25 protein-coding genes are annotated in these 24,112 nt (G+C 67.4%); 10 read left to right on the top strand and 15 right to left on the bottom strand.

What is annotated here, in order from left to right; all coding sequences use genetic code 11:
* Positions 1-51 precede the first annotated feature (51 nt).
* Together NP80_RS28000 and NP80_RS27995 are read left to right on the top strand one after the other, a co-directional pair.
* Positions 52-678 (top strand): chromate transporter, encoded by a 627-nt coding sequence (locus NP80_RS28000; protein ID WP_006408019.1) that lies wholly within the window; start codon positions 52-54, stop codon positions 676-678.
* Positions 675-1,202 carry a chromate transporter gene (locus NP80_RS27995; protein ID WP_006408018.1) on the top strand — a complete coding sequence of 176 codons (528 nt, stop codon included), beginning with the start codon at positions 675-677 and terminating at the stop codon, positions 1,200-1,202. Before NP80_RS28000 ends, NP80_RS27995 begins: the two co-directional genes overlap by 4 nt.
* Before the next feature lie 13 nt (positions 1,203-1,215).
* Here NP80_RS27995 and NP80_RS27990 read toward each other — a convergent pair whose 3' ends face one another.
* Positions 1,216-1,554 (bottom strand): hypothetical protein, encoded by a 339-nt coding sequence (locus tag NP80_RS27990; protein ID WP_006408017.1) that lies wholly within the window; start codon positions 1,552-1,554, stop codon positions 1,216-1,218.
* Positions 1,555-1,773: 219 nt separating this feature from the next.
* Between NP80_RS27990 and NP80_RS27985 the strand changes: the two genes are divergently transcribed.
* From NP80_RS27985 to gor, 4 genes are all read left to right on the top strand, one after another.
* Positions 1,774-2,484, top strand: coding sequence for a YoaK family protein (locus NP80_RS27985; protein ID WP_006408015.1), 711 nt, complete (start codon positions 1,774-1,776; stop codon positions 2,482-2,484).
* Positions 2,485-2,765: 281 nt separating this feature from the next.
* Entirely contained in the window at positions 2,766-3,887 is a 1,122-nt protein-coding gene (locus NP80_RS27980) for a porin (protein ID WP_006408014.1), read from the top strand.
* 324 nt (positions 3,888-4,211) lie between these two features.
* The gene (locus tag NP80_RS27975; RefSeq protein WP_035488925.1) at positions 4,212-4,439 is read left to right on the top strand and encodes a hypothetical protein; all 228 of its coding nucleotides are present in this window, start codon (positions 4,212-4,214) and stop codon (positions 4,437-4,439) included.
* A 237-nt stretch (positions 4,440-4,676) separates the two neighbouring features.
* A complete protein-coding gene (gor, locus tag NP80_RS27970; protein WP_006410459.1) occupies positions 4,677-6,032 on the top strand; it encodes a glutathione-disulfide reductase in 1,356 nt (451 codons plus the stop codon).
* A gap of 45 nt (positions 6,033-6,077) precedes the next feature.
* On the opposite strand, the gene NP80_RS27965 is transcribed toward gor, so the two are convergent.
* The 11 genes from NP80_RS27965 to NP80_RS31830 all read right to left on the bottom strand — a co-directional run bounded on the left by NP80_RS27965 (position 6,078) and on the right by NP80_RS31830 (position 18,925).
* The gene (locus tag NP80_RS27965) at positions 6,078-7,379 is read right to left on the bottom strand and encodes an NAD(P)/FAD-dependent oxidoreductase (RefSeq protein ID WP_006410457.1); all 1,302 of its coding nucleotides are present in this window, start codon (positions 7,377-7,379) and stop codon (positions 6,078-6,080) included.
* A gap of 25 nt (positions 7,380-7,404) precedes the next feature.
* Positions 7,405-8,706, bottom strand: coding sequence for an NAD(P)/FAD-dependent oxidoreductase (locus tag NP80_RS27960; protein ID WP_045594297.1), 1,302 nt, complete (start codon positions 8,704-8,706; stop codon positions 7,405-7,407).
* Between the two features lie 113 nt (positions 8,707-8,819).
* Positions 8,820-10,397, bottom strand: a complete 1,578-nt coding sequence (locus tag NP80_RS27955) for a DUF3138 family protein (RefSeq protein ID WP_006411185.1) — start codon at positions 10,395-10,397, stop codon at positions 8,820-8,822.
* A 101-nt stretch (positions 10,398-10,498) separates the two neighbouring features.
* Entirely contained in the window at positions 10,499-11,338 is an 840-nt protein-coding gene (locus tag NP80_RS27950) for an ABC transporter permease subunit (RefSeq protein ID WP_006408009.1), read from the bottom strand.
* Entirely contained in the window at positions 11,335-12,321 is a 987-nt protein-coding gene (locus NP80_RS27945; RefSeq protein ID WP_006408008.1) for an ABC transporter permease subunit, read from the bottom strand. Before NP80_RS27945 ends, NP80_RS27950 begins: the two co-directional genes overlap by 4 nt.
* 10 nt (positions 12,322-12,331) lie before the next feature.
* The gene (locus NP80_RS27940; protein WP_006411183.1) at positions 12,332-13,486 is read right to left on the bottom strand and encodes an ABC transporter ATP-binding protein; all 1,155 of its coding nucleotides are present in this window, start codon (positions 13,484-13,486) and stop codon (positions 12,332-12,334) included.
* A 188-nt stretch (positions 13,487-13,674) separates the two neighbouring features.
* Positions 13,675-14,790 carry a polyamine ABC transporter substrate-binding protein gene (locus tag NP80_RS27935; protein ID WP_006411182.1) on the bottom strand — a complete coding sequence of 372 codons (1,116 nt, stop codon included), beginning with the start codon at positions 14,788-14,790 and terminating at the stop codon, positions 13,675-13,677.
* Positions 14,791-14,851: 61 nt separating this feature from the next.
* Entirely contained in the window at positions 14,852-16,279 is a 1,428-nt protein-coding gene (locus tag NP80_RS27930) for an aspartate aminotransferase family protein (protein ID WP_006408005.1), read from the bottom strand.
* A gap of 28 nt (positions 16,280-16,307) precedes the next feature.
* On the bottom strand, positions 16,308-17,645 hold the full coding sequence (locus NP80_RS27925) for a glutamine synthetase family protein (RefSeq protein WP_006408004.1): 1,338 nt from the start codon (positions 17,643-17,645) through the stop codon (positions 16,308-16,310).
* 28 nt (positions 17,646-17,673) lie between these two features.
* Positions 17,674-18,459, bottom strand: coding sequence for a gamma-glutamyl-gamma-aminobutyrate hydrolase family protein (locus tag NP80_RS27920; RefSeq protein ID WP_035946398.1), 786 nt, complete (start codon positions 18,457-18,459; stop codon positions 17,674-17,676).
* A gap of 283 nt (positions 18,460-18,742) precedes the next feature.
* Positions 18,743-18,925, bottom strand: a complete 183-nt coding sequence (locus NP80_RS31830) for a hypothetical protein (protein WP_006402789.1) — start codon at positions 18,923-18,925, stop codon at positions 18,743-18,745.
* Positions 18,926-19,380: 455 nt separating this feature from the next.
* Between NP80_RS31830 and NP80_RS27915 the strand changes: the two genes are divergently transcribed.
* Together NP80_RS27915 and NP80_RS27910 are read left to right on the top strand one after the other, a co-directional pair.
* Positions 19,381-19,932 (top strand): cupin domain-containing protein, encoded by a 552-nt coding sequence (locus NP80_RS27915; RefSeq protein ID WP_035488928.1) that lies wholly within the window; start codon positions 19,381-19,383, stop codon positions 19,930-19,932.
* An 83-nt stretch (positions 19,933-20,015) separates the two neighbouring features.
* A complete protein-coding gene (locus tag NP80_RS27910) occupies positions 20,016-21,506 on the top strand; it encodes an aldehyde dehydrogenase (protein WP_006409659.1) in 1,491 nt (496 codons plus the stop codon).
* Between the two features lie 43 nt (positions 21,507-21,549).
* Here the strand turns inward: NP80_RS27910 and NP80_RS27905 are convergent, their stop codons facing one another.
* Positions 21,550-21,750, bottom strand: a complete 201-nt coding sequence (locus NP80_RS27905; protein ID WP_006407999.1) for a heavy-metal-associated domain-containing protein — start codon at positions 21,748-21,750, stop codon at positions 21,550-21,552.
* 346 nt (positions 21,751-22,096) lie between these two features.
* On the opposite strand from NP80_RS27905, the gene NP80_RS27900 reads away from it, so the two are divergent.
* Positions 22,097-22,429: a cupredoxin domain-containing protein gene (locus NP80_RS27900; RefSeq protein WP_006409660.1), complete on the top strand. Its 333-nt coding sequence runs from the start codon at positions 22,097-22,099 to the stop codon at positions 22,427-22,429.
* 6 nt (positions 22,430-22,435) lie between these two features.
* Positions 22,436-23,272, top strand: a complete 837-nt coding sequence (locus NP80_RS27895; RefSeq protein WP_006402795.1) for an FTR1 family iron permease — start codon at positions 22,436-22,438, stop codon at positions 23,270-23,272.
* 117 nt (positions 23,273-23,389) lie between these two features.
* On the opposite strand, the gene NP80_RS27890 is transcribed toward NP80_RS27895, so the two are convergent.
* Positions 23,390-23,608 (bottom strand): hypothetical protein, encoded by a 219-nt coding sequence (locus NP80_RS27890; RefSeq protein WP_012467437.1) that lies wholly within the window; start codon positions 23,606-23,608, stop codon positions 23,390-23,392.
* Entirely contained in the window at positions 23,608-24,072 is a 465-nt protein-coding gene (locus tag NP80_RS27885; protein WP_006407997.1) for a hypothetical protein, read from the bottom strand. The genes NP80_RS27890 and NP80_RS27885 overlap by 1 nt, the downstream gene beginning before the upstream one ends.
* Positions 24,073-24,112: the final 40 nt, after the last annotated feature.

Below are 24,112 nucleotides of genomic sequence, written 5' to 3'. Positions count from 1 at the left end.
GCCGCCGCGCGGATCGGCGGTAACCTCGGCCTACTTTCGATGAGGAACCCCATGCCATCCGCTTCTCCGCCGCCCGTCACGCCGCCGCGACGGGTCGGCCTCGCCGAACTGTTCACCGGTTTTCTGTCGCTTGGCCTCATGTCGTTCGGCGGTGCGCTGCCGTTCGCGCGGCGCACGATCGTCGAGGAGCGCCGCTGGCTGTCCGCCGACGAATTCACCGATCTGCTCGGCCTCTGCCAGTTCCTGCCCGGCGGCAACGTGATCAACCTGTCGGTCGCGGTCGGCATGCGCTTTCGCGGGATACCGGGCGCGTTCGCCGGCATTCTCGGGCTGATCGCGGGGCCGACGCTCGTCGTCGTCGCGCTCGGCGTGCTGTACGCGAAGACGCAGAACGATCCGCGCGTGCAGCATCTGTTTGCCGGGCTCGCGGCCGCGGCGGCCGGGCTGCTCGCCGCGATGGCCGTGAAGGTCGCGAAGCCGCTGCGGCACGCACGCGCGGCGGCCGGCATCGCGGCGCTCGCGTTCGTCGCGATCGCCGTGCTGCGCATTCCGCTGCTGACGACGATGCTCGTGCTGACGCCCGTCAGCATCTGGCTCGCGGCGCGGCGCCGCGACACCGCGGCGGGCGCCGCCGCCCGCGCGCCCGCGCCCGACCCGCGCGACGGAGGCCGCCGATGAACGACACGCTGATCGCGATCGCGACGATCTTCAGCCAGCTGTCGCTGCTTGCGTTCGGCGGCGGCAACACGATCCTGCCGGAGATGCAGCGGCAGGTCGTCGACGTGCATCGCTGGATGAGCGCGCACGAGTTCACCGCGCTGTTCGCGCTCGCGCAGGCGGCGCCCGGCCCGAACATGATGATCGTGTCGCTCGTGGGCTGGCACGTCGCCGGCTGGCCGGGGCTGCTCGTCGCGTCGCTGGCGAAGTTCGGGCCGTCGTCGATCGTCACCGTGCTCGCGCTGCACGCGTGGGAGCGCTTTCGCGACCGGCCGTGGCGCCGCTACGTGCAGCAGGGGCTGATGCCGGTCACGGCCGGACTCGTCGCGGCGAGCGCGGTGCTGATCGCGCAGGCGTCGAACCGCACGGCGATCCAGTGGGGCATCACCGCGGTCTGCGCGGTGCTCGCGTACCGCACGCGGATTCATCCGCTGTGGCTGCTCGCGGGCGGCGCGCTGATCGGACTGACCGGCTTCGGTCAGTAACCGCGCGCCGCGGTTACGGCGACGCGGGCGCGTCGCCGTTCACCGCGCCGAGCAGCCGGCCGCGCTCGCTGCCGACGTCGCTCGCCGCGGCGGGCCAATCGATCACGTAACCGGCGTCGAGCGCATCGCGCATGATCGCCGCGTAGTCGTTCTTCGCGAGCCGGCCGCCGCGCAGCGCATCGGCGACCTCGCGCTTCAGCTTCGGCGTGAAGTTCGGATACGCGGCGGCGAGCGCCGCATACTGGCGCGCATCGATCTCGCCCGATTCGCGGTTGAAGGCCCAGACGGCCACCAGCACGATCGCGACGAACGGGATCACGGTGTAGCGCAGGAAGAATTTCGCGGGTGTCATGCGGAGCATCGATGAAGCGGCGGCGCGCCGGCGTGCGGCGGCACGGCCGGTATACTCGGCGCGCCGCCCGTTGCAGCGACGCGGCAGGCCCGCGCCGCACGACGCGCGACGCGCGTCCGAAGGCGTTCATTATATGGGCCCGGCCGATGCGCCGCGCGCGTCGCGACGGCCGGCCGGGCCCGACCTCGCACCGCACGCGGTGCGCTACACGGAGGATCGATGGATCTCGACGGCGCCAGTCGCAATCTCACCGTCGCGGCACTGCTGACCTTGTCGGGCGGCTATCTCGATGCGTACACCTACGTCGGGCACGGACACGTGTTCGCGAACACGATGACCGGCAACGTCGCGCTGCTCGGCATCAACCTGTCCGCCGGCGAATGGGGCGCTGCGCTGCACCACGTGCCGCCGCTCGTCGGCTTCGTGATCGCGGTGCTGGTCGCGCACCTGCTCGGGCTCGCCGCCCAGCGCGGCTGGGTACGGCACACCGCGTTCGCGAGCCTGATCGTCGAGATCGCGTTTCTCGGCATCGCCGCGAGCGGCATCGTCGGCGCGTCGAGCGCGTGGCTGATTCCCGGCATTTCCTTCGTCGCGACGCTGCAGACGCTGTCGTTCACGCATCTCGAGGAACTGTCGTACACGTCGGTGATGACGACCGGCAACCTGCGACGCGCGACGCAGAAGCTGTTCGTCGGGCTGATTCCGCGCTACGACGCCGGCGCGCTGCACGATTCCGCGCTGCTCGCGACGATCAGCTTCTGCTTCATGGCCGGCGCGGTGCTCGGCGGATTCGCGACGCGCATCGCGCCGGCCGTCGCGCTGTGGGGCGCGGTGCTGCTGCTGGTCGGCGCGTTCGCGGAGATCGTGCGACGCGCGCGGCGCCGCGCGGGGCGCGGCGACACCGGCGGCGGCGACGCGCGAGCGGCCTGAGCGCGCCGGTTGCGCCCGTCGCGGCGGCCGATGCTTACAGTCGCACGGGCGCGGCCGCGCGCGAAACCGATGGCGCGGGATGCGCGGCAGGCAAGGCCGGGCGCGCCAAGCGTTGTGCCAGGGCGACAAAACCGGCCGCCGCCGCGGATTCAATTTCTTTCAGCGGTCGGCCTGGTCTTATGATTCAGCCCACATCGCGCGCGCCATGAGCGTGGCGCGATCGCCACCCGGTTGCGCACGCGGCCGGCAATGAACGGAGACACCTACAAAAGGGCAAGCTCATGAAGCAGACCACCAGACTCGCAGCACTTGCAGGGGGCGCGGCGCTGGCTTTCGCCAGCCAGTACGCGGCGGCACAAAGCTCGGTCACGCTGTGGGGCGTCGCGGACGTCAGCGTTCGCTACCTCACCAACGCGAACGCGAACAACGACGGCCTGCTGCAGATGACCAACGGCGCGATCACGAACAGCCGCTTCGGCATCTACGGTACGGAAGATCTCGGCGGCGGCCTGAAGGCGCTGTTCAATCTCGAAAGCGGCGTGAACCTGCAGAACGGCGCATTCGCCGACAGCGGCCGCCTGTTCAACCGCGCTGCGTACGTCGGCCTGCAGAGCCCGTACGGCACGGTCACGCTGGGCCGTCAGAAGACGCCGCTGTTCGACCTGCTGTCGGACACCTACGATCCGCTGACCGTCGGCAACTACCTCGAAAACGCGTGGCTGCCGGTCGCACTCGGCGGCGGCCTGTATGCGGACAACCAGATCAAGTACACGGGCAAGTTCGCGGGCCTGACCGCGAAGGCGATGTACTCGACGGGCACGAACTACGAATCGACCGGCGCCGGCGGCTTCTCGGGCCAGATTCCGGGCTCGCTCGGCAAGGGCAATGCGTGGGGCGTGTCGCTGTCGTACGTGATGGGTCCGCTCAGCATCGCGGCCGGCGCGCAGCAGAACAGCGACAACTCGGCACGCAAGCAGACGATCTACCACGCGAACGTCGTCTACGCGTTCAGCAAGGCGAAGATCTACGCGGGCTACCTGCGCTCGAAGGACGACACGGGCTTCGTCGACAGCCTGCTCGCGCAGCAGACGATTCCGACCGCCAAGGGCACCGGCCGTATCGACGACGGTCCGTTTGCGGGCGTGAGCTGGCAGGTCAGCACGCCGCTGACGCTGACGGGCGCGTTCTACTACGACCACATGCGCAACGCGATGACCGCGAACGGCACGCTCGCGAGCGGCAACCGCTATGCGATCGTCGGTATCGCCGAATATGCGCTGAGCAAGCGCACCGAAATCTACGGCACGATCGACTTCAACAAGACGAACGGCGCGGCCAACGTCGAACTGCCGGGCCGCAGCAACCAGACCGGCATTGCGATCGGTCTGCGCAATATCTTCTGACGAACGTCGGATCGCCGACGCCGGACGCCAGTCCGGCGCAGCTCGAAGAGGCTCCCGCGGGAGCCTCTTTTTTTGCGCGCGCAACCTTCATATGCGCACGCGACTATTCGGCGAATGCTCCATTGCGCGAGGCCCGCGGCGTAAGCCGTTCGTCGGTATTGCCGAACATACTTTGACAGTGCGCGCGAGCGCTTTCCGCTACGCTGCCTGCATGGCTCCGGTACTTGCCGGTGCGTAACTTGTGTATCCGGCGATCACAGACACATTGCGCCGGATTTTTTCGTGTGACGATGCACGTCACGATTGCTCGAAAAGGGGTTGACGATGGGTATCCTGAACACCGTAGGTGAAATCGCCGGTGCCGTGGCGGCTGTCGAAGCGGCCGAGAAGCTCGACCCGGATGCGGGGCTGCTGACGAAGGCGGCCGCGGCCGTCGCGGGCTTCAAGGGCGCCGAAGCGCTCGAAGGGCTGCTCGAGAAGAAGGAAGACGCGACCGAACAGGCAGCGGACGACACGCAGGCGACGGACGGCAGCGACACGTCGCAGGCATGAGCATGGCGGCCGGTCCGGCCCGTTCGCGCAGCGTGCGCGAATGCGGCGGACCGGTGCCGCGCGACCGGCGCGCCGGACATGCGGTCGATCGGTGACGCATGACGACCCGGCAGTCGGATTGACCGGCGAGAGGCGACGTCTCTCGCCGTTTTTTATGCGCGCCCGCCGCGGGGCGTTCCGCACGAATTCCCGAATCTTGCTATCGTGCCGTCATCCTGATCGAGATGAGGGCATGCGATGGACTTCGACTACGACCTGTTCGTGATCGGCGCCGGCTCGGGCGGCGTGAGGCTCGCGCGGATGTCCGCGTCGTACGGCGCGCGCGTCGGCATTGCGGAGCAAGAACAGATCGGCGGCACGTGCGTGCTGCGCGGCTGCATCCCGAAGAAGCTGCTCGTCTATGCCTCGCATTACCCGCACGAGGTCGAGGACGCGAAGGGCTTCGGCTGGACCTTCGGCGCCGGCACGCTCGACTGGCATGCGCTGATCGCCGCGAAGGATCGCGAGATCAACCGGCTCAGCGACATCTACGTGAGCCTGCTGCGGCAATCGGGCGTCGACATGATCGCCGGGCGCGCGACGATCGTCGATGCGCATACGGTCGCCGTCGGCGAGCGGCGGATTCGCGCGCGCCACATCGCGATCGCGACCGGCTCGCGTCCGTCGCTGCCGCCGCGTCCGGGCATCGAGCACGCGATCACGTCGCGCGAAGCGCTGTCGCTCGACGCGCTGCCCGCGCGCATCGCGGTGGTCGGCGGCGGGTATATCGCGGTGGAGTTCGCGGGCATCTTCAACGGCTTCGGCAGCCGCGTCGACCTTTTCTATCGCGGCGAAACGATCCTGCGCGGCTTCGACGACGACGTGCGACAGTTCCTGTCCGACGAGATGACGAAGCAGGGCGTCGCGATTCATACGGGCGCGACGATCGAGGCGATCGAGCGCGCCGACGACGGCACGCTGAGCCTGCGTGTCGGCGACGCAAAGCATGGCCCGTACGATGCGGTGCTGTACGCGACGGGCCGCGTGCCGAACGTCGAAGGGCTCGGCCTCGAGGCGGCGGGCGTCGTGCTCGATGCGCGCGGTGCGATCGCGGTCGACGCGTATTCGGCGACGTCGGTCGATTCGATCCACGCGATCGGCGACGTGACGTCGCGGCCGCAGCTCACGCCGGTCGCGACGCGCGACGGCGCGCTGCTCGCGATGACGCTGTTCGGCGGCCGCCGTGTCGCGACCGATCACGAATGGGTGCCGTCGGCCGTGTTCAGCCAGCCGGAAGTCGCGACGGTCGGTCTCACCGAGGCGCGCGCCCGCGAGCAGTACGGTGCGGTCGACATCTATCGCACGTCGTTCAAGGCGCTGCGCCATACGCTGTCGGGGCGCGACGAGCGCACGCTGATGAAGCTCGTCGTCGCGCGCGACAGCCAGCGCGTGGTCGGCGCGCACATGGTGGGCCGCGAGGCGGGCGAGATCATCCAGGGCATCGCGATCGCGATCCGCGCGGGCGCGACGAAGGCGCAGTTCGACGAAACGATCGGCATTCATCCGACGGCGGCCGAGGAGTTCGTGACGATGCGGCAGAAGGTGGCCGACTAGCGGGGTGGGTGCGAACGTGCGTGGGTGCGCTCGCGCCCCGCGCGCTCAATGCACGCCGAACGCGTCGAGCAGCCGGTACCAGCTCATCGCGAGCACCAGCGCCGGCGTGCGCAGCGCGGCGCCGCCCGGAAAGTCGCGATGGCGGATCCGGCCGAACAGGTCGAAGCGGCTCGCCTGCCCGTCGATCGCTTCCGCGATCAGCTTGCCCGCCAGCGCGGTCGTGTTCACGCCGTGCCCCGAAAAGCCCTGCGCGAAATACAGCGTCGGCGCGATGCGGCCGAAGTGCGGCGCGCGGTTCATCGTGATGTCGACGAAGCCACCCCATGCGTAGTCGATCTTCACGTCGGCGAGCTGCGGGAACGTCTTCAGCATGTCGCGGCGCATCGCGTCCGCGAGATTGCTCGGCGGCAGCGTCGAATAGCTGACCTTGCCGCCCCACACGATGCGCGTGTCGGGCGCCGGCCGGAAATAGTCGAGCACGAAGCGGCTGTCGCAGATCGCCGCGCGTGCCGGCATCAGCGCGGCCGCGCGCGCGTCGCCGAGCGGTTCGGTCGCGATCACGTAGGTGCCGACCGGCATGATCTTTCTCGATAGTGCGGGCGCGAGCGTGCCGACGTAGGTATTGCAGGCGAGCACGACGTAGCGCGCGCGCACGTGGCCGCGTTCCGTCTCGACCAGGTGCCCGCCCGCGATGTCGCGCACGCGCGTCGCGCAGCTGTCCTCGTGAATGCGCACGCCGGCCTCGGTCGCCGCGCGCGCGAGCCCGAGCGTGTAGTTGAGCGGATGCAGGTGGCCGCTGTCCGGGTCGTACAGGCCGCCGCGATAGCGTGTCGACTGCACGTAGTCGCCCAGATCGGCACCGTCGACGAAGCGGAAACGGTCGTAGCCGAAGCGCGTCGCCGCTTCGTCGCGCCAGCGCTTCAGCGCATCGACGTCGCGTGCGGTATTCGCGGCGGTCAGGTAGCCCGGCACGAACGCGCAGTCGATGCGGTGCTGCGCGATGCGCGACTTCACGAGCGACAGCGTTTCGATGCCCATGTCCCAGATCCGCTTCACGTCCTCTTCGGGCATGAAGCGGCCGAACGTGTCGATGTCGCAGGCGAAGCCGCCGATCAACTGCCCGCCGTTGCGGCCGCTCGCCGCCCAGCCGACGCGCGACGCCTCGAGCACGGTCACCGAATGGCCGCGCTCCGCGAGATTCAGCGCCGCCGACAGCCCCGTCAGCCCGGCGCCGATCACGCAGACGTCGGCGTCCGTGGCGCCGTCGAGCGGCGCGTGGCGCGTGACGTCGTTGGCGGTCGCGGCGTAGTACGACGCGGTGTGCGGCTGGTTCGCGAATGTCTGCATGGTCGAAAGACGAAGAAGAAGGAAGTCAGAACAGCTCGCGCACGCGGTGATAGAGCATGCCGAGTTCGAGCGCCGGTTGCCGCCAGGCGTCGCCGCCCGGAAAGCGGCGATGGCGCACGCGCGCGAACAGGTCGAAGGTGCGCGTGTCGCCGGCGATCGCGTCGGCGATCGCGCGGCCCGCGATGCCGGTCAGCGCGACGCCGTGCCCGCTGAAGCCCTGCACGTAGAAGAAGTTCGGATCGAGCGCGCCGAAGTCCGGTGCGCGGTTGCGCGTGACGTCGACGAAGCCGCCCCACGCGTGCGCGACGCGTACGTCCGCGAGCTGCGGGAAGACGCGCACCATGCGCTGCCGGATCGCGTCGGCAAGCGTGTCGGGCGACGCGCCGGCCGAATTCGCGCGGCCGCCGAACAGCATCCGGTTGTCGGCCGACAGCCGGAAATAGTCGAGAAAGAAGTTGTTGTCGCACACGGCTTCGCGCCGGGCGATCAGTGCATCGGCGCGATCCTGCGCGAGCGGTTCGGTCGCGATGATGTACGACGCGATCGGCGCGATGCGCGCGGCCGTCGCGGCCGGCAGGATGCCGCCCGGCCCCGCGTTGCAGCACGACACGACGAAGCGGCAGCGCACTTCGCCGCCGGGCGTACGCACGACGGGCCGTGCCCCGCGCACGACGTCGAGCGCCGGCGTATGCGCGTGCAGGGCGACGCCTTCGCGGCGCGCGGCATCGGCGAGACCGAGGCAGTACTTCAGCGGATGCAGATGGCCGGACAGCGGATCGTGGACGCCGGCGAGATAGCGCGTCGAGGCGATGCGCGTGCGGATCGCATCGGCATCGAGCCACGCGAGCGACGGATGGCCCCAGCGCGACGTCGCCGCGTCCATCCACGCGCGCAAGGCGTCGACGCCGCGCGGCTTCGTCGCGACCGTCAGATAGCCGCGCGTGAAGTCGCAGTCGATGCCGTAGCGCGCGATCCGCTCGGCGATCAGCGCGAGGCCGTCGAACGACAGCGACCACGCGGCGCGCGCGCCGTTGGCGCCGAGCTGCCGCTCGATTTCGTCGTCCTTCGCGAAGCCCGCGATCGCCTGGCCGCCGTTGCGGCCGGATGCGCCCCAGCCGGGACGGTGCGCGTCGATCACCGCGACCGATAGCCCGCGCGCGCGGCAGTCGAGCGCCGTCGAGAGCCCGGCGAAACCGGCGCCGATCACGCAGACGTCGACATCGAGCGCGCCGTCGAGCGGCGGGTCGTCGGCCGCGCGTACGACCGACGCTTCGTAGTACGAGTCGCGCGCGAGCGCATCGGCGCGGCGGGCAAAAGACTGCTTCATGAACGGACTCCTGAGTGGCGACCGGCGGCGGTCGTGGGGCGCCGCGCGCCGGCCGGCCGAAACGGCGCGGGGCGCGCGGCACCGCGCGGCACCGCACGCCCGCGCGAACGCGATCAGAACGAATAGATGAACTGCGTCGCGAGCAGATCGTTCGACTTGCCGTACGAGCCGTCGTTGCGCAGGAACACCTTGTTGTTCGCCCAGTCGTGCCGGTATTCGACCTTCACGGTGATCTGCTGCGTCGGATAGAACAGCAGGTCGAGCGCGACGTCCTGACGGATCGCGCCCTTGCAGTCGAAGCCGAGCCCGCCGTTCGCCTTCGACGTCGCGAGGCAGTCCGCGTCGACGCCGAAGCCGTTGTACGGATCCATCCCGTTGCCGTTCAGCGCGATGCCGCCGCCGCCGCCGCCGTTCTTGCGGTTCACGAGCGCATCGTAGCGCAGCGTCACGCCCATGCGGCCGACCACCGGCGCGTTGAACTTGCGGTGCGCGAGCAGCGACAGCCCGTACCACTGCGCGAGCCCGCCGTTGTACGCCGCATGCTGCTGCTGGCCGTAGTCGAGTTCGGCGTTGTATTGCACGTCGGCGAGCGTGTAGGTCGCGTCCGCTTCTGCGAAGAAGAACGTGCCGTAGGCGCTCGGCGCGGCGCCGCCGACGCCGTACGACACGTTGCCGGTCGCCGGGTCGATCGCGCTCGGCAAGGTCTGGCGGCCGATATTGAACGACCCGCCGATGTCGAGCGCGCTCGACCACGTGTAGTCCGCGCGTGCGGTGAAGGTCGGCACCTTGTTGCTGGTCGTGATCGGATCACCGAGCGCGTTGGTGCCGGTCTGCGTGACCGAGCCGTAGGTGCGGTACTGCTCGTTGCCGAGGAAGAACTTCCACGCCCAGGCGCCCTTCGTGTAGTTCATGCCCGCGCCGACGTAGCTGCCCGGATCGGAGAAGTCGTACAGCAGGTTGTGTGTGAGCGTGAGCATCTGGTTCGACTGCTGGACCTCGTAGCCGCCGAAGCTCGGAATCAGGCCGGCGACGAGCGTCGTCGTCGCGGTGATCGGCACGTTCACGACCGCCGTGTTCAGCAGGTTGTCGGTAATCGAGCCGCGCGAGTTCTGCAGCAGCGTGATGCCGTTGCCGCGGTTCGGCATCAGCGTGATCTCGGCCGACGGCGCCATCGGGCCGACGCCGAACGTCTTCTTGATGTCGAGATAGAGGTCGCCGAACGTGCTGTTGAAGTAGTTGTACGCGTTCTCGTGGTTCGCGAACAGGAACGACGACGTGCCGGCCGCGCGGTTGTAGATGTAGGTCGGGTCGATGTAGCCGGTCACCGACAGCCCCGCGAGCGGCCCGGTGTTCGCCGCGTCGGTCAGCGTGTCGACCTTCAGCTGCTGGCTCGCGATCTGCTGCTTCATCTCGGTCACGTCGTCGTTGGTCAGCATGGCCGGCGCCTTGCCGTAATCGGGCGAGCCCGGATCGGCGGCCACCGCGACCGGTGCGACGGGGGCCTTCGTGCCGCCCGACGTATTCGCGGCGGCGCCCGGCCGCGCGGCGAGCTGCGCCTGCATCGCCTTCATCTGCTGCTGCAGCGCCGCCACCTGCGCCTGCAGCGCCTTGATCTGCGCGGATGTCGAGTCGGCCAGCGCGATGCCCGGCAGTGCGCCGGCCACCAGCAGACAGATCAGTTTCTTCTTCATTGCGGATTCTCCTTGTCGTGCGCGTCGTCAATGCGTGGTCGAACGGCGCGCCGCCTAGCGCGACGCGCCGGGTTGTTTTCGGTACGGATGGCAGGGCGGGCTTACGCGGCCGCGAACGCGTGCTTCAAATCGGCCACGCGTCGGCGTTCGCGCGCGATCATCATCTGGTTCACGACGATCACGCCGATCGTCACGGCGGTGATGAACAGCGTCGCGAGTGCATTCATCTCCGGATTGAGTCCGAGCCGCACGCGCGAGAACACGACGAGCGGCAGCGTCGTCGAGCCGGGGCCCGACAGGAACGCCGACAGCACCAGATCGTCGATCGACAGCGTGAACGACAGCAGCCAGCCCGACAGCAGCGCCTGCGAGATCAGCGGCAGCGTGACGACGAAGAACACCTTCAACGGCGTCGCGCCGAGATCGAGCGCCGCCTCCTCGAGCGACTTGTTCATCTCTTTCACGCGCGACTGCACGATGATCGCGACGTACGACACGCAGAGCATCACGTGGCCGATCCAGATCGTCACCATCCCGCGGCCCTTCGGCCAGCCGAACATCTGCTCGAGCGCGACGAACAGCAGCAGCAGCGAGATCCCTTGAATTACTTCGGGAATCACGAGCGGCGCGTTGATCATCCCCGTGTAGAGCGTGAAGCCGCGGAAGCGCCCGAAGCGCGCGAGCACGAAGCCGGCCCAGGTGCCGATCACGACCGACGCGGTCGCGGTCAGCAGGCCGATCTTCAGCGACAGCCAGGCGGCCGTCAGCAGCTCGTCGTCCTGCCAGAGCGCCGCATACCACCTCAGCGAGAAGCCGGACCACACGGTGACCAGCTTCGACTCGTTGAACGAGTACACGACGAGGCTGATGATCGGGATGTACAGAAACAGGAAGCCGAAGGCGAGAACGCCCGTCGACAGCGGTTTGCTCGGCTTGATCATTTCGCTTCCTCCAGTTCCTTGACCTGGTAGTACTGGAACAACGCCATCGGCACGAGCAGCAGCAGCACCATCGCGACGGTGACCGCGGACGCCATCGGCCAGTCCATGTTGTTGAAGAACTCATCCCACATGACGCGCCCGATCATCAGCGTGTCGGCGCCGCCGAGCAGCTCCGGAATCACGTATTCGCCGACCGCCGGAATGAACACGAGCAGGCTGCCCGCGATGATTCCGTTTTTCGACAGCGGCAGCGTGATGCGCGTGAATGCGACCCACGGCTTCGCGCCGAGGTCGTATGCGGCTTCGAGCAGCGTGAGGTCCATCTTCACGAGGTGCGCGTACAGCGGCATCACCATGAACGGCAGGTACGAATAGACCATCCCGATGTAGACGCCCGCGTCGCTGTGATAGAGCCGCAGCGGCGTGTGGATGATGCCGAGCGCGATCAGCGCGTGGTTCAGCAGGCCGTCGTCCTTCAGGATGCCGATCCACGCGTACACGCGAATCAGGAACGACGTCCAGAACGGCAGCATCACGGCCATCATCAGCACGTTGCGCGTGCCGGGCTCCGAGCGCGCGATGTAGTACGCCATCGGATAGCCGATCAGCAGGCAGAACACCGTCGATACGGCCGCCATCTTCAGCGAGCTGAGATAGGTCGCGACGTACAGGTCGTCCTGCAGCAGAAACGCGTAGTGCGACAGCTGCAGCGCGAAGTGCACGACGCCGTCCTTGACCTGCACGAGCGACGTGTACGGCGGAATGCCCATCACCTGATCGGCGAAGCTGATCTTCAGCACCAGCACGAACGGCAGCGCGAAGAAGACCGCGAGCCACAGGAACGGCACGCCGATCGCGACGCTGCGCCCGGACGGCAGCAGGCGAGACAGCGTGGGGAAACGCGCGCGGCGGCGCGGCGCCGCGGCAGCCGGCACGGCGCCGGGCGACACCGGCGCGGACGAAGGGGAAGCGGAGGTTCTCATCGTCGGCTCCTCACTGCGTCAGCACGACGCCGCTCGCCGGCGACCACGAGACGAACACGTCGTCGTTCCACGACGGCGCGCCGTCGTGCATCAGATGCGAGCTCGACAGGTTCGACACGACCGTCTTGCCGCTCGGCAGCCGCACGTGATACAGCGAGTAGCTGCCCATGTAGGCGATGTCGGTGACGACGCCGCGCGCCCAGTTGTGCGGTGCCTTCGGCTTCTCGCGCGACACGTGCACGCGCTCGGGGCGCACCGAGATGCCGACCGGCATCCCGAGCGGCCCCGTCACGCCGTGGCTCACGTACATGCGTGTTTCGAGATCGTCGCTCTCGACGAAGATGTGGTCGGGCTCGTCCTCGACGACGCGGCCCTCGAACAGGTTCGTCGAGCCGATGAATTCGGCCGAGAAGCGGCTGTTCGGATACTCGTAGACTTCGCCCGGCGTGCCGATCTGCACGATGCGGCCTTCGCTCATCACCGCGAGGCGGCTCGCCATCGTCATCGCTTCTTCCTGATCGTGCGTGACCATCACGCAGGTCACGTCGACCTTGTCGATGATGTTGACGAGTTCGAGCTGCGTCTTCTGCCGGATCTTCTTGTCGAGCGCGGACATCGGCTCGTCGAGCAGCAGCAGCTTCGGACGCTTGACGAGCGAGCGCGCGAGCGCGACGCGCTGCTGCTGGCCGCCCGACAGCTGGTGCGGCTTGCGCTTCGCGTACTTGCTCATCTGCACGAGCGCGAGCGCATCGGCGACGCGTTCGCGAATCTCGTGCTTCGGCGTGCCTTCCTGCTTCAGCCCGAACGCGACGTTCGATTCGACGCTCATGTGCGGAAACAGCGCGTACGACTGGAACATCATGTTCACCGGACGGCGGTACGGCGGCAGCGACGCGAGATCTTCGCCGTCGACGTAGATCCTGCCGGACGTCGCGGTTTCGAGGCCCGCGAGCATGCGCAGCAGCGTCGACTTGCCGCAGCCCGAACTGCCGAGCAGCGCGAACAGCTCGTTCTTCGCGATCGTCAGGTTCACGTTGTCGACGGCGGTGCTGTCGCCGAACTTCTTCACGACGTTTTCGATGCGCACGAACGCGTCGTTGGCGGGACGGACGGCCGCGGCCGGCTGCACGTGGCGCGCAGCGGCGGAAGAGGGAATCGATTGCATGGGAGTCACCATTCGTTCTTCACGGATTGCAGGCGCGAGCGCTCCCGCACGAGGCGCGCAACGCGACTCGCGGAAAACGGCTCGGGCCGGATGGAACAGGTGCGCGCGGCGCGCGCGGGCGGACGCTGTCCGCGAATGTCAGGCGCGCGGCAGGCGGGCGGCCTGCGCGACGCCGTGCGGCATCGCGGTCAGTGGCCGGTCTTCAGCTGCGCCCACAGACGGTTTTCCAGCCGCAGGATCTCGGCCGGCATCGGCTTCATCAGCACCATCTTCTTCAGCACCTCTTCGGAGGGATACACGGTCGGGTCCTGGGCGACGGCCGGCGTCACGAACTGGCGCGCGGCCTTGTTCGCGGTCGGATAGAACACCGTGTTCGTGATGGCCGCGTTGACCTTCGGATCGGACACGTAGTTGATCCACTTCAGCGCGTTCTCGGGATGCGGCGCGTCCTTCGGGATCACCATCACGTCGAACCACAGCAGTCCGCCTTCCTTCGGATTGGCGAAGCGGATGTCGTACGAGCGCTTCGCTTCGGCCGCGCGGCGATGCGCGATGCCGACGTCGCCCGACCAGCCGAGCGCGACGCAGACGTCGTTGTTCGCGAGGTCGTTGATGTAGCCCGACGAGTTGAACTGCGTGATGTACGGGCGGACTTTCTTCAGCACGTCGAAGGCGGCCTGATAGTCGGCCGGATTCGTGCTGTTCGGGTTCTTGCCCATGTATTGCAGCGTGGCCGCGAACACGTCGACGGCCTGATCGAGGATCGACACGCCGCAGCTCTTCAGCTTCTCCATGTTGGTCGGATCGAACACGAGCGCCCAGCTGTCGACGGGCGCCTTGTCGCCGAGCGCCTTCTTCACCGCCTGCACGTTGTAGCCGATCCCGTCGGTGCCGTATGCCCAGGGCACGCCGTACTGGTTGCCCGGATCGGCGTCGGAGATCATCTTCATCAGCACGGGATCGAGGTTCGCGAGATTCGGCAGCTTCGATTTGTCGAGCTTCTGGTACACGCCGGCCTGAATCTGCTTGGCCATGTAGTTCGACGTCGGCACGACGATGTCGTAGCCCGAGCTGCCGGCGAGCAGCTTGGCCTGCAGCGTGTCGTCGCTGTCGTAGTTGTCGTACTTCACGTGGATGCCGGTCTGCTTCTGGAAGTTCGGAATCGTGTCCGGCGCGATGTAGTCGGACCAGTTGTAGACGTTCAGCTCGTCGGCATGTGCCGATCGGCTGGCGACGGACGTGAACGCGGCCGCTGCGGCAAGGGCAGCGGCGGAGCAGGCATGACGAAGAAAGCGAGCACGCATGGTGGAGTTCCCCTGGTTGTGGCGGCGTGCGGCGCCCGCCGCACACCTGTAGGCAAAGCCGTTACGAAAGGCCCAGCTGCTGGGCGGTCGCATCGACGGCCCGCTTCGCCTTCGACACGAGTTCATCGATTTCCTGCCGCGAGATCACGAGCGGCGGCGACAGCAGCATCCGGTCGCCGGTCGCGCGCATGATGAGGTTGCCGTTGAAGCAGAAGTCGCGGCAGATCGTGCCGACGTCGCCGCCGTTCGCGAAGCGGCGGCGTTCGGCCGGCGCCTCTGCGAGCTGCAGGCTCGCGACGAGCCCGTGGCCGTGCACTTCGCCGACGATCGGATGACGTGCGAACGTCTCGCGCATCAGTGCCTGGAAGTACGGGCCCGTGTCGCGCTTCACGCGCTCGACGATGCCCTCGTCGCGCAGCAGCTTGAGGTTCGCGACCGCCACCGCCGCGGCCACCGGATGCCCCGAATACGTGAGTCCGTGATTGAATTCGCCGTTGTCGATGATCGGCCGCGCGACGCGCTCGTGAATGCCGACCGCGCCCATCGGCACGTAGCCCGACGTGAGCCCCTTGGCCATCGTGATCAGATCGGGTTCGAAGCCGAAGTGCTGATGCGCGAACCATTCGCCGGTACGGCCGAAGCCGCCGATCACTTCGTCGGCGACGAGCAGAATGTCGTACTTGCGGCAGATTCGCTGGATTTCCGGCCAGTACGTCGACGGCGGAAAGATCACGCCGCCGGCACCCTGGAACGGCTCGCCGATGAATGCCGCGACGTTCTCCGCGCCGAGCTCGAGAATCTTCGCTTCGAGCTGCTGCGCACGCGCGAGGCCGAACGCTTCGGGCGTCTCGCCCGGCTGCGCTTCGCCGAAGAAATACGGCTGGTCGATATGGACGATGTGCTCGACCTTCGACGGCATCTGCTCGTGCATGTAGCCCATGCCGCCGAGCGTGCCGCCCGCGATCGTCGAGCCGTGATAGCCGTTCTTGCGCGAAATCACGTACTTCTTCTGCGGCTTGCCCTGCACGCGCCAGTACTGATGCACGACGCGCAGCACGGTGTCGTTGCCTTCCGAGCCGCTGTTGCAATAGAAGAAGTGATTGAAGCCGGGCGGCGTGACTTCGGCGAGCATCGCCGAGAGTTCGATCACCGGCGGGTGCGTGGTCTTGAAGAACGTGTTGTAGAACGGCAGCTCCTGCAGTTGCCGATAAGCGGCGTCGGCCAGCTCCTTGCGGCCGTAGCCGACGTTCACGCACCAGAGCCCGGCCATGCCGTCGATGATCTGGTTGCCGTCGGAGTCCCACAAATAGACGCCGTCGGCCTTCACGATCACGCGGCTGCCCGCGCGGTTCAGCGCGCCCATGTCGGAGAACGGATGGATGTGGTGCGCGGCGTCGAGCGCGCGGTATTCGGCGGTCGAGCGCGCCTGCGTCGCGCGGGCCGCCGGTGCGGCGGGCTGGATCCACGCGGATTCGTTGCGATAGGTCATGTTTCCTCCGGATTGCGGTTGTGCGCGCTTACACGTGCAGCAGCAGATGACGGCGTTCCCACGAGCTGATCACGCGGAAGAACGCTTCGTATTCGGTCTCCTTCAGCGCGAAATACGCTTTCAGGAACTTGTGGCCGAGGATCTCGCCGAGCGGCTCGCATGCCGACATCAGCGTGAGCCCGTCCTCGAGATTGCGCGGCAGCTGATACGGCAGCGAGTAGCCGTCGCTGACGAGCGGCTCGGTCGGCTCGAGCCGCTGCGTGATGCCGAGATAGCCGGCCGCCAGCGTCGCGGCGAGCGCCAGATACGGATTGCAGTCGACGCCCGGAATCCGGTTCTCGATGCGCCGCGCGGCCGGGCTCGAATGCGGAATGCGAAAGCCGACCGTGCGGTTGTCGTAGCCCCACTGCACGTTGATCGGCGCGGCCATGAACCGCGACAGCCGGCGATACGAGTTGATGTACGGCGCGAAGATCGGCATCAGCGCGGGCGTGTACTTCTGCAAGCCGGCGAGGAAGTTGTAGAACATCGACGTCGCGCCGCCCGTTTCCGGCGACGTGAACAGGTTCTGGCCGCTTTCCTCGTCGACGATGCTCTGATGCACGTGCATTGCCGAGCCCGGTTCGCCTTCCATCGGCTTCGCCATGAAGGTCGCGTACATGTTGTGACGCAACGCCGCTTCGCGCACCGTGCGCTTGAACAGGAACACCTGATCGGCGAGCGACAGCGCATCGCCGTGCATGAAGTTGATTTCCATCTGCGCGGCACCGACTTCATGGATCAGCGTGTCGATGTCGAGGTCCTGCGTCTCGCAGTATTCGTAGATGTCTTCGAACAGCGGATCGAACTCGTTGACGGCCTCGATCGAATACGACTGGCGGCCCGTTTCCGGCCGGCCCGTGCGGCCGACGGGCGGACGCAGCGGCAGGTCGGGGTCCTTGTTCATGTCGACCAGATAGAACTCGAGTTCGGGCGCGACGACCGGCTTCCAGCCCTTCTTCTTGTACAGGTCGAGCACGCGGCGCAGCACGTAGCGCGGCGAGATCTCGACGGGCGAGCCGTCGAAGTGCACGCAGTCGTGGATCACCTGCGCGGTCGGATCGACGGCCCACGGAATCAGCCGGATCGTCGACGTGTCGGGTACGCACACCATGTCGGGATCGGTGACGCCGGAGAGCGACCCGTCGTCCGGATAGTCGCCGGTGACGGTCTGCACCATCACGGCCTGCGGCAGCCGCATCGATTCGCCGGACGTGAACTTGTTGCGCGGCGTGATCTTGCCGCGCGCGATGCCGGCCATGTCGGGAATGATCGCTTCGATCTCGGTAATCCGGTGCTGCTTCAGAAAGTCTTCGATGTCTTGCATGTTCGTTCTCGTAAGTGGGTCGGCGCGCTCAGGCGAGCGCAGCGGCGGGCCGGGCATGCGAACGCGCGTCGCGGCGCGCGCGGCACGCATCGCCGAACGCGCGGAAGATCGCGCTCGACAGCGGGTCGTACGCGTGCCGCCATTCCGGATGCCATTGCACGGCGAGCGCGAAGGCGCGCGCATCGACGACGCTGACGGCCTCGATCAGCCCGTCCGGCGCGACGGCTTCGATCGCGAGGCTCGAACCGAGCTGCGCGATGCCTTGCTTGTGCAGCGAATTCACGTGCACTTCGTCGCGGCCGCCGGCGAGCTTGTGCAGGATGCCGCCCGGCGTCACCCGCACCGTGTGCGCGGGGCCGTACTGCACGTTCAGCGGCGCGTCGTCGTCCTCGCGGTGATCGGCGAGGCCCGGCACTTCGTGCACGCGCTGATGCAGCGTGCCGCCGCAGACGACGTTCAGCTCCTGAAAGCCGCGGCATACCGCAAGCACGGGCACGCCGGCCGCGATCGCGGCGCGCATCAGCGGCAGCGTCGTCGCATCGCGGGCCGGGTCGTGCTTCGTGCCCGGTGCGCTCGGTTCGCCGCCGTATCGGTGCGGCTCGATGTTCGAATAGCTGCCGGTAAACAGCAGGCCGTCGACGACGTCGAGCACGTCGTCGACCGATTGGCGTTCGCCGAGCGCGGGCAGCAGCATCGCGAGCGCCTGCGCGCCGTCGACGATGGCGGCGACGTACTTGTCGCCGACCGTATGCGACGCGTGTGCGCCGATCTGCGTGTAGTCGGCGGTGATGCCGACGAGAGGTTTCCTTTCCATGACGTCGATCAGTGCTCCATAGGATCGTTGCACGCGCATCGCCGCGTCGGGAAAAACGCAGGCGTGCAACGGCCCCGCAGCCTCGCGAAACACGCGAGGCCGCTGCCAAGGGCGCGCAGCGGGACGACAGCGCGATCGGCGCTGCGCATGACGGTCAGGCCGTCGTTCGTTTCATTGCGGCATGCGCCGCGGCAATGAGCGTGCGAATGCATTCCGTCGCCGCGCGCGAGCGGCGGCTGACGAATCGGCTAACGAAACGAACGACGTGCAGAAAGGAGAGGCGCTACGGCAGCAGCGATGCCACTTCGTCGGTATCGACGGCGACGAATGCGCGTGCGGACACGGCGTTGTGACGCCGAACGGAACGACGAGACAGGATGGTGTAGATGGACAGATGCAGCAGGCGAGGACTATGCCAGCCGCAACTGCCGTCGGAAGCGGGAGCGGCGCTGCGCAGACTTCGCACATCGCCTCGATCCCACCTCACCAGAGGGCCACGGACTCTCACGATTACACTCGACTGGTTCGTTGAAAGTATTGAACACCTGATCGTTTCAACGCGCGGGGCGTTTAAAATAATCGAGGCGCCGGTTTTGCGTCATTTACATCGACGGGTATCGATTTTTGCACTGCGATAACCCGTTTTGGCGTTGATGCAAGCCAATGACGCTAACCTGAGAGCCAGCATATACGAGCCAAAAACGGCGTCAAATGTTTTTTGACGGTGTCGTATCAGGGCTTTCCCGATGCAGTCCGAACAAAATATTCGACAAAGGAATAAACTTGGACGTGTTCATTATTTCGATCGGCTTTCAGGGTTTTCCCCGCTGATGCGCGGCATAAAGTGATTAGAATATTCAACGGCTGCTCCAGCGTCGTTTTCACTTTTTCACCGCGCCTATCGTGTCCGAAACCGAATCGATGTCCACCGAAGTCGCCGAGCGCCTGCGTTTCGTGCGCAACAAGCATGGCCTGTCGCAGCGCGAACTCGCGAAGCGCGCGGGCGTCACCAACGGCACGATCTCGCTGATCGAGCAGGGGCGCGTCAGTCCTTCCGTCGGGTCGCTGAAGAAGCTGCTCGAATGCATTCCGATGAGCCTCGCGGAGTTCTTCACGTTCGAGCTCGTCGAGTCGCGTTCGGTCGTGTCGCGCCGCGACGAGATGCCGAACCTCGGCAACGAGTCGCTCGCGTTTCATCTCGTCGGCGCAGGCGTGAAGGATCGCAACATGTGCATCATGCGCGAGATCTATCAGCCGCACGCCGATACGGGCCCCGAGATGCTCGCGCATGCGGGGCACGAGGGCGGCGTCGTCGTGTCGGGCCGGCTCGAGCTGACCGTCGACGGCGCGACGTGGCTGCTCGACCCCGGAGACGGCTACTACTTCGAGAGCCGTTTGCCGCACCGTTTTCGCAATCCCAGCGCGGACCAGATTTGCGAGGTCGTGTCGGCCAATTCGCCGGCGACCTTCTGACCGCGCGTCACCACATTCGCGGCGGCCGCGCATCGCGCGCACCGGACGTCGAGCCGCGAATGCCATCACATTGAGGCATCCTGATGAACAAGTTGACTTTGGCTGACTGGCAGGACAAGGCGGCGTCGCTCGCGATCGAAGGGCGCGCATTCATCGACGGCACGCTGCGCGATGCGCATGGCGGCCGCACGTTCGACTGCGTGAGCCCGATCGACGGCCGCGTGCTGACGAAGGTCGCCGATGGCGGCGAAGCCGACGTGAACGCGGCCGTCGCGGCCGCGCGGCGCGCCTTCGACGCGGGCGTCTGGGCCGGCCTGAATCCGCGTGCGCGCAAGGCCGTGCTGCTGCGCTGGGCCGCGCTGATGCGCGCGCATCTCGACGAGCTCGCGCTGCTCGAAACGCTCGATGCCGGCAAGCCGATCGGCGACACGACGACGGTCGACGTGCCGGGCGCCGCGTACTGCGTCGAGTGGTTCGCGGAAGCGATCGACAAGGTCGGCGGCGAAGTGGCGCCGGCCGATCATCATCTGGTCGGGCTCGTCACGCGCGAGCCGGTCGGCGTCGTCGCGGCGGTCGTGCCGTGGAATTTCCCGATCCTGATGGCCGCATGGAAGTTCGGCCCCGCGCTCGCGGCCGGCAACAGCGTCGTGCTGAAACCGTCGGAGAAGTCGCCGCTCACCGCGATCCGCGTCGCGCAGCTCGCGTTCGAGGCCGGCATCCCGCCGGGCGTGTTCAACGTCGTGCCGGGCGCGGGCGAACCGGGCAAGCTGCTCGCGCTGCATCCGGACGTCGACTGCATCGCGTTCACGGGCTCGACGGCGGTCGGCAAGCTGATCATGCAGTACGCGGCGCAGTCGAACCTGAAGCGCGTGTGGCTCGAACTCGGCGGCAAGTCGCCGAACATCGTGCTGCCCGATTGCCCGGATCTCGACCGTGCGGCACAGGCGGCGGCCGGGGCGATCTTCTACAACATGGGCGAGATGTGCACGGCCGGCTCGCGCCTGCTCGTGCATCGCGACATCAAGGACGCGTTCGTCGAAAAGCTCGTCGCGGCCGCGCGCGCGTACGTGCCCGGCAATCCGCTCGATCCGTCGGTGTCGATGGGGGCGATCGTCGATCGCGTCCAGCTCGAGCGCGTGCTCGGCTATATCGACGCGGGCCGCAAGGAGGGCACGCTCGTCACGGGCGGCGCGCGTGTGAAGGAAGAGACGGGCGGCTTCTACGTCGAGCCGACCGTGTTCGAGGTGAAGCCCGACGCGAAGATCGCGCGCGAGGAAATTTTCGGGCCGGTGCTGTCGCTGATCGTGTTCGACGATGTCGACGAGGCCGTGCGGATCGCGAACGACACCGAATACGGGCTTGCGGCCGCCGTGTGGACGTCGAACCTGACGACCGCGCACGACGTGTCGCGCCGGCTGCGCGCGGGCACCGTGTGGGTGAACTGCTACGACGAGGGCGGCGACATGAACTTCCCGTTCGGCGGCTACAAGCAGTCGGGCAATGGCCGCGACAAGTCGCTGCACGCGCTCGAGAAGTACACGGAGCTGAAGTCGACGCTCGTGCGGCTGCGCTGACGTGCATGCGCGCGCATCGTCGAGCGACGATGCGCGCGACGCGTTACGCGCTGCGCAGCGCCGGATGAAACCCGGCTGCCTCGATGACGGCCTGCACGCGCTCGGCGCCTTGCGCGGATTCGACCTTGACGATCTTCGCCGCGACGTCGATATCGAGCTTCGCGGCCGGATCGGCGGCCGTCACCGCGCGCGTGATCGCGCTGGCGCAGCCGCCGCAGGTCATGTCCTGAACTTCGAATTCCATCGTGCTCTCTCCTTGGCTGATTGACGGTCGATGAACGATCGGATGATGAAGCTTGCCACGGTAGGAAGGTCAAGCGTCGTCATCGATGCGCTCGGTATCGCGTGGCGTCGGCCGCGCGTAAGGCGGTCGTCCGACGAATGCGCGCGACGCGGCACGCGCGCCGCTCGGTGTTTGGCCGAATTGACCGCGCACGCGCGGCGGCGCATTTGCGTATGAGCCTTGTCGGGCCGCACGCGCTGCCCGCGCTATGGAGCGGCATCCCCATTGCGTTCACAAGGGCATTCGGATTGAAAATGCGAATCGCTCTTAGTATCGAGGCCCCTCAAGCTCTGTTCGGTCTTCGATCATGAATCGTATCGCTTTCGGTTTCGCGCTGGCGCTGATCGGCGCCAGCGTCACGCCCGCGTTCGCGGCGGACGACGTCGTCAACCTGACGCTGAAGGATCACAAGTTCTCGCCGGACGGCGTGACGATCCCGGCCGGCAAGAAGGTGAAGTTCCTCGTGAAAAACCTCGACGCGACGCCGGCCGAATTCGAAAGCGACGACTTCAAGGCCGAGAAGGTCGTTCCGGCCGGCAAGTCGGTCGAGATTCTCGTCGGGCCGCTGAAGGCCGGCACGTACGAGTTTCACGACGAGTACCACGAAGCGCAGTCGAAGACGCATCTGACCGTCAAGTAAGCCGCCATGCTGTCCACTGCGCTGATCGTCTTCCGGGAAGTGCTCGAGGCCGCGCTCGTGGTCTCGATCGTGATGGCCGCCACGCGCGGCGTGCCGCGGCGCGGCTGGTGGGTCGGCGGCGGGCTGGTCGGCGGCGTGATCGGCGCGGGGCTGATCGCGGCGTTCGCCGACGTGATCTCGCAGTGGGCGTCGGGGATGGGGCAGGAAGTCTTCAACGCCGGCGTGATGTTCGTCGCGACGCTGATGCTCGCGTGGCACAGCATCTGGATGAGCCGCCACGGCCGCGAAATGGCGATGCAGATGAACGCGGTGGGCCGCGCGGTCGCCGCGGGCAGCAAGCCGCTGACGGGGCTCGCGATCGTCGTCGGCGTCGCGGTGCTGCGCGAAGGCTCGGAGGCCGTGCTGTTCCTGTACGGGATCGCCGCGGGCGACCCCGGCCAGACGCCGCAGATGATCGCCGGCGGCCTGCTCGGCGTGCTCGGCGGTGCGGGGCTCGGCTATGCGATGTATGCGGGGCTGCTGCAGATTCCGCTGAAGCGTCTGTTCTCGGTCACGAACTGGCTGATCGTGCTGCTCGCGGCCGGCATGGCGAGCCAGTGCGTCGGCTTCCTGCTCGCGGCCGGCCTCGTGCCGTCGTGGGGCGACACGATCTGGGATACGTCCTGGCTGCTGAAGGAATCGAGCCTCGTCGGCAAGGCGCTGCATACGCTGATCGGCTATACCGCGCGGCCGGCCGGCATCCAGATCGCCGCGTACGTCGCGACGCTCGCGGCGATCGTCGTGCTGTCGCGCGTCGTCGGGCGTCAGCAGCGCACGGTGCAGCCGCCGCGTTCGGCGGCGTAGCGCGCGTTTGCGGATCGCAGATGAAAGAAGGGGCGTCGTGGACGCCCCTTCTTTCGTTTGGCACGGCGACAACCGCACGCGTACCGCTGCGGCGACCGGCGCGATCCGGCGAATCGGTCAGCGGTGATTGTCGATCCACGCGCGCGCCCATTCGAGCCCTGCTTCGCGCGCTTCGTCCTCGGTATCGAACACGCCGAGCACGCCCGACGCTTCGACGAGCTTGTTGTTCTGCGTGATCGTGCCGCTCGCCGCGAAGCGCTCCGGCTGCAGGATCTCGTCCTGCTGCAGGATCGCGTGGCCCCAGATCTGGTAGCCGCAATAGTTTTCCGCTTCCATCATCGCGTCACCTCGGCCGCGCCGTGGCGCGTGCCGACGCGCAGCACGTTGCCGTCCGGCGTGTACTGTCGCGGAATGTCGGAGAAGTCGAGCGCGTGCGGCGCATCGGGCGCGGCCGGCTGCATCACGGTGAGGCGGCCCGGCGCGGGCTGCTCGACGGGACGCGGCGCGGCCGGCGTGTCGACCGCGGCGGGCGCGCGATGCGGCTCGGCTTTCAGCGCTTGCGCGACACGGCGCTTGTGCGGCGGCTTCGCGATGGCTTTCGATTGCGCGCTTGCGTGCTTCTCCGCGCCTTTGGCCGCATGCGCGTCGGCGCCCGTGCGTGCACCCGGCGTGCGCGAAGGCGTACGAGCCGCGGGCAAGCGCGCCTCGGGCGGGTTCCAGACCTCGACGTAGTGCTCGGCTGCCCAGCCCGTCGACGCGAACGTCAGTGCCAGCAATCCGCATCCAAACAGTCTTACCATGGTCTCTCCGTCAAATTCTTTTCGGCGCGCGAGGGCGGCC

The organism is Burkholderia multivorans ATCC BAA-247, from assembly GCF_000959525.1.
In the GTDB taxonomy this organism is placed as follows: Bacteria; Pseudomonadota; Gammaproteobacteria; order Burkholderiales; family Burkholderiaceae; genus Burkholderia; species Burkholderia multivorans.
The sequence above is the reverse complement of the archived record's forward strand: the minus strand, read 5'-3'. Positions and strand labels throughout refer to the sequence as shown.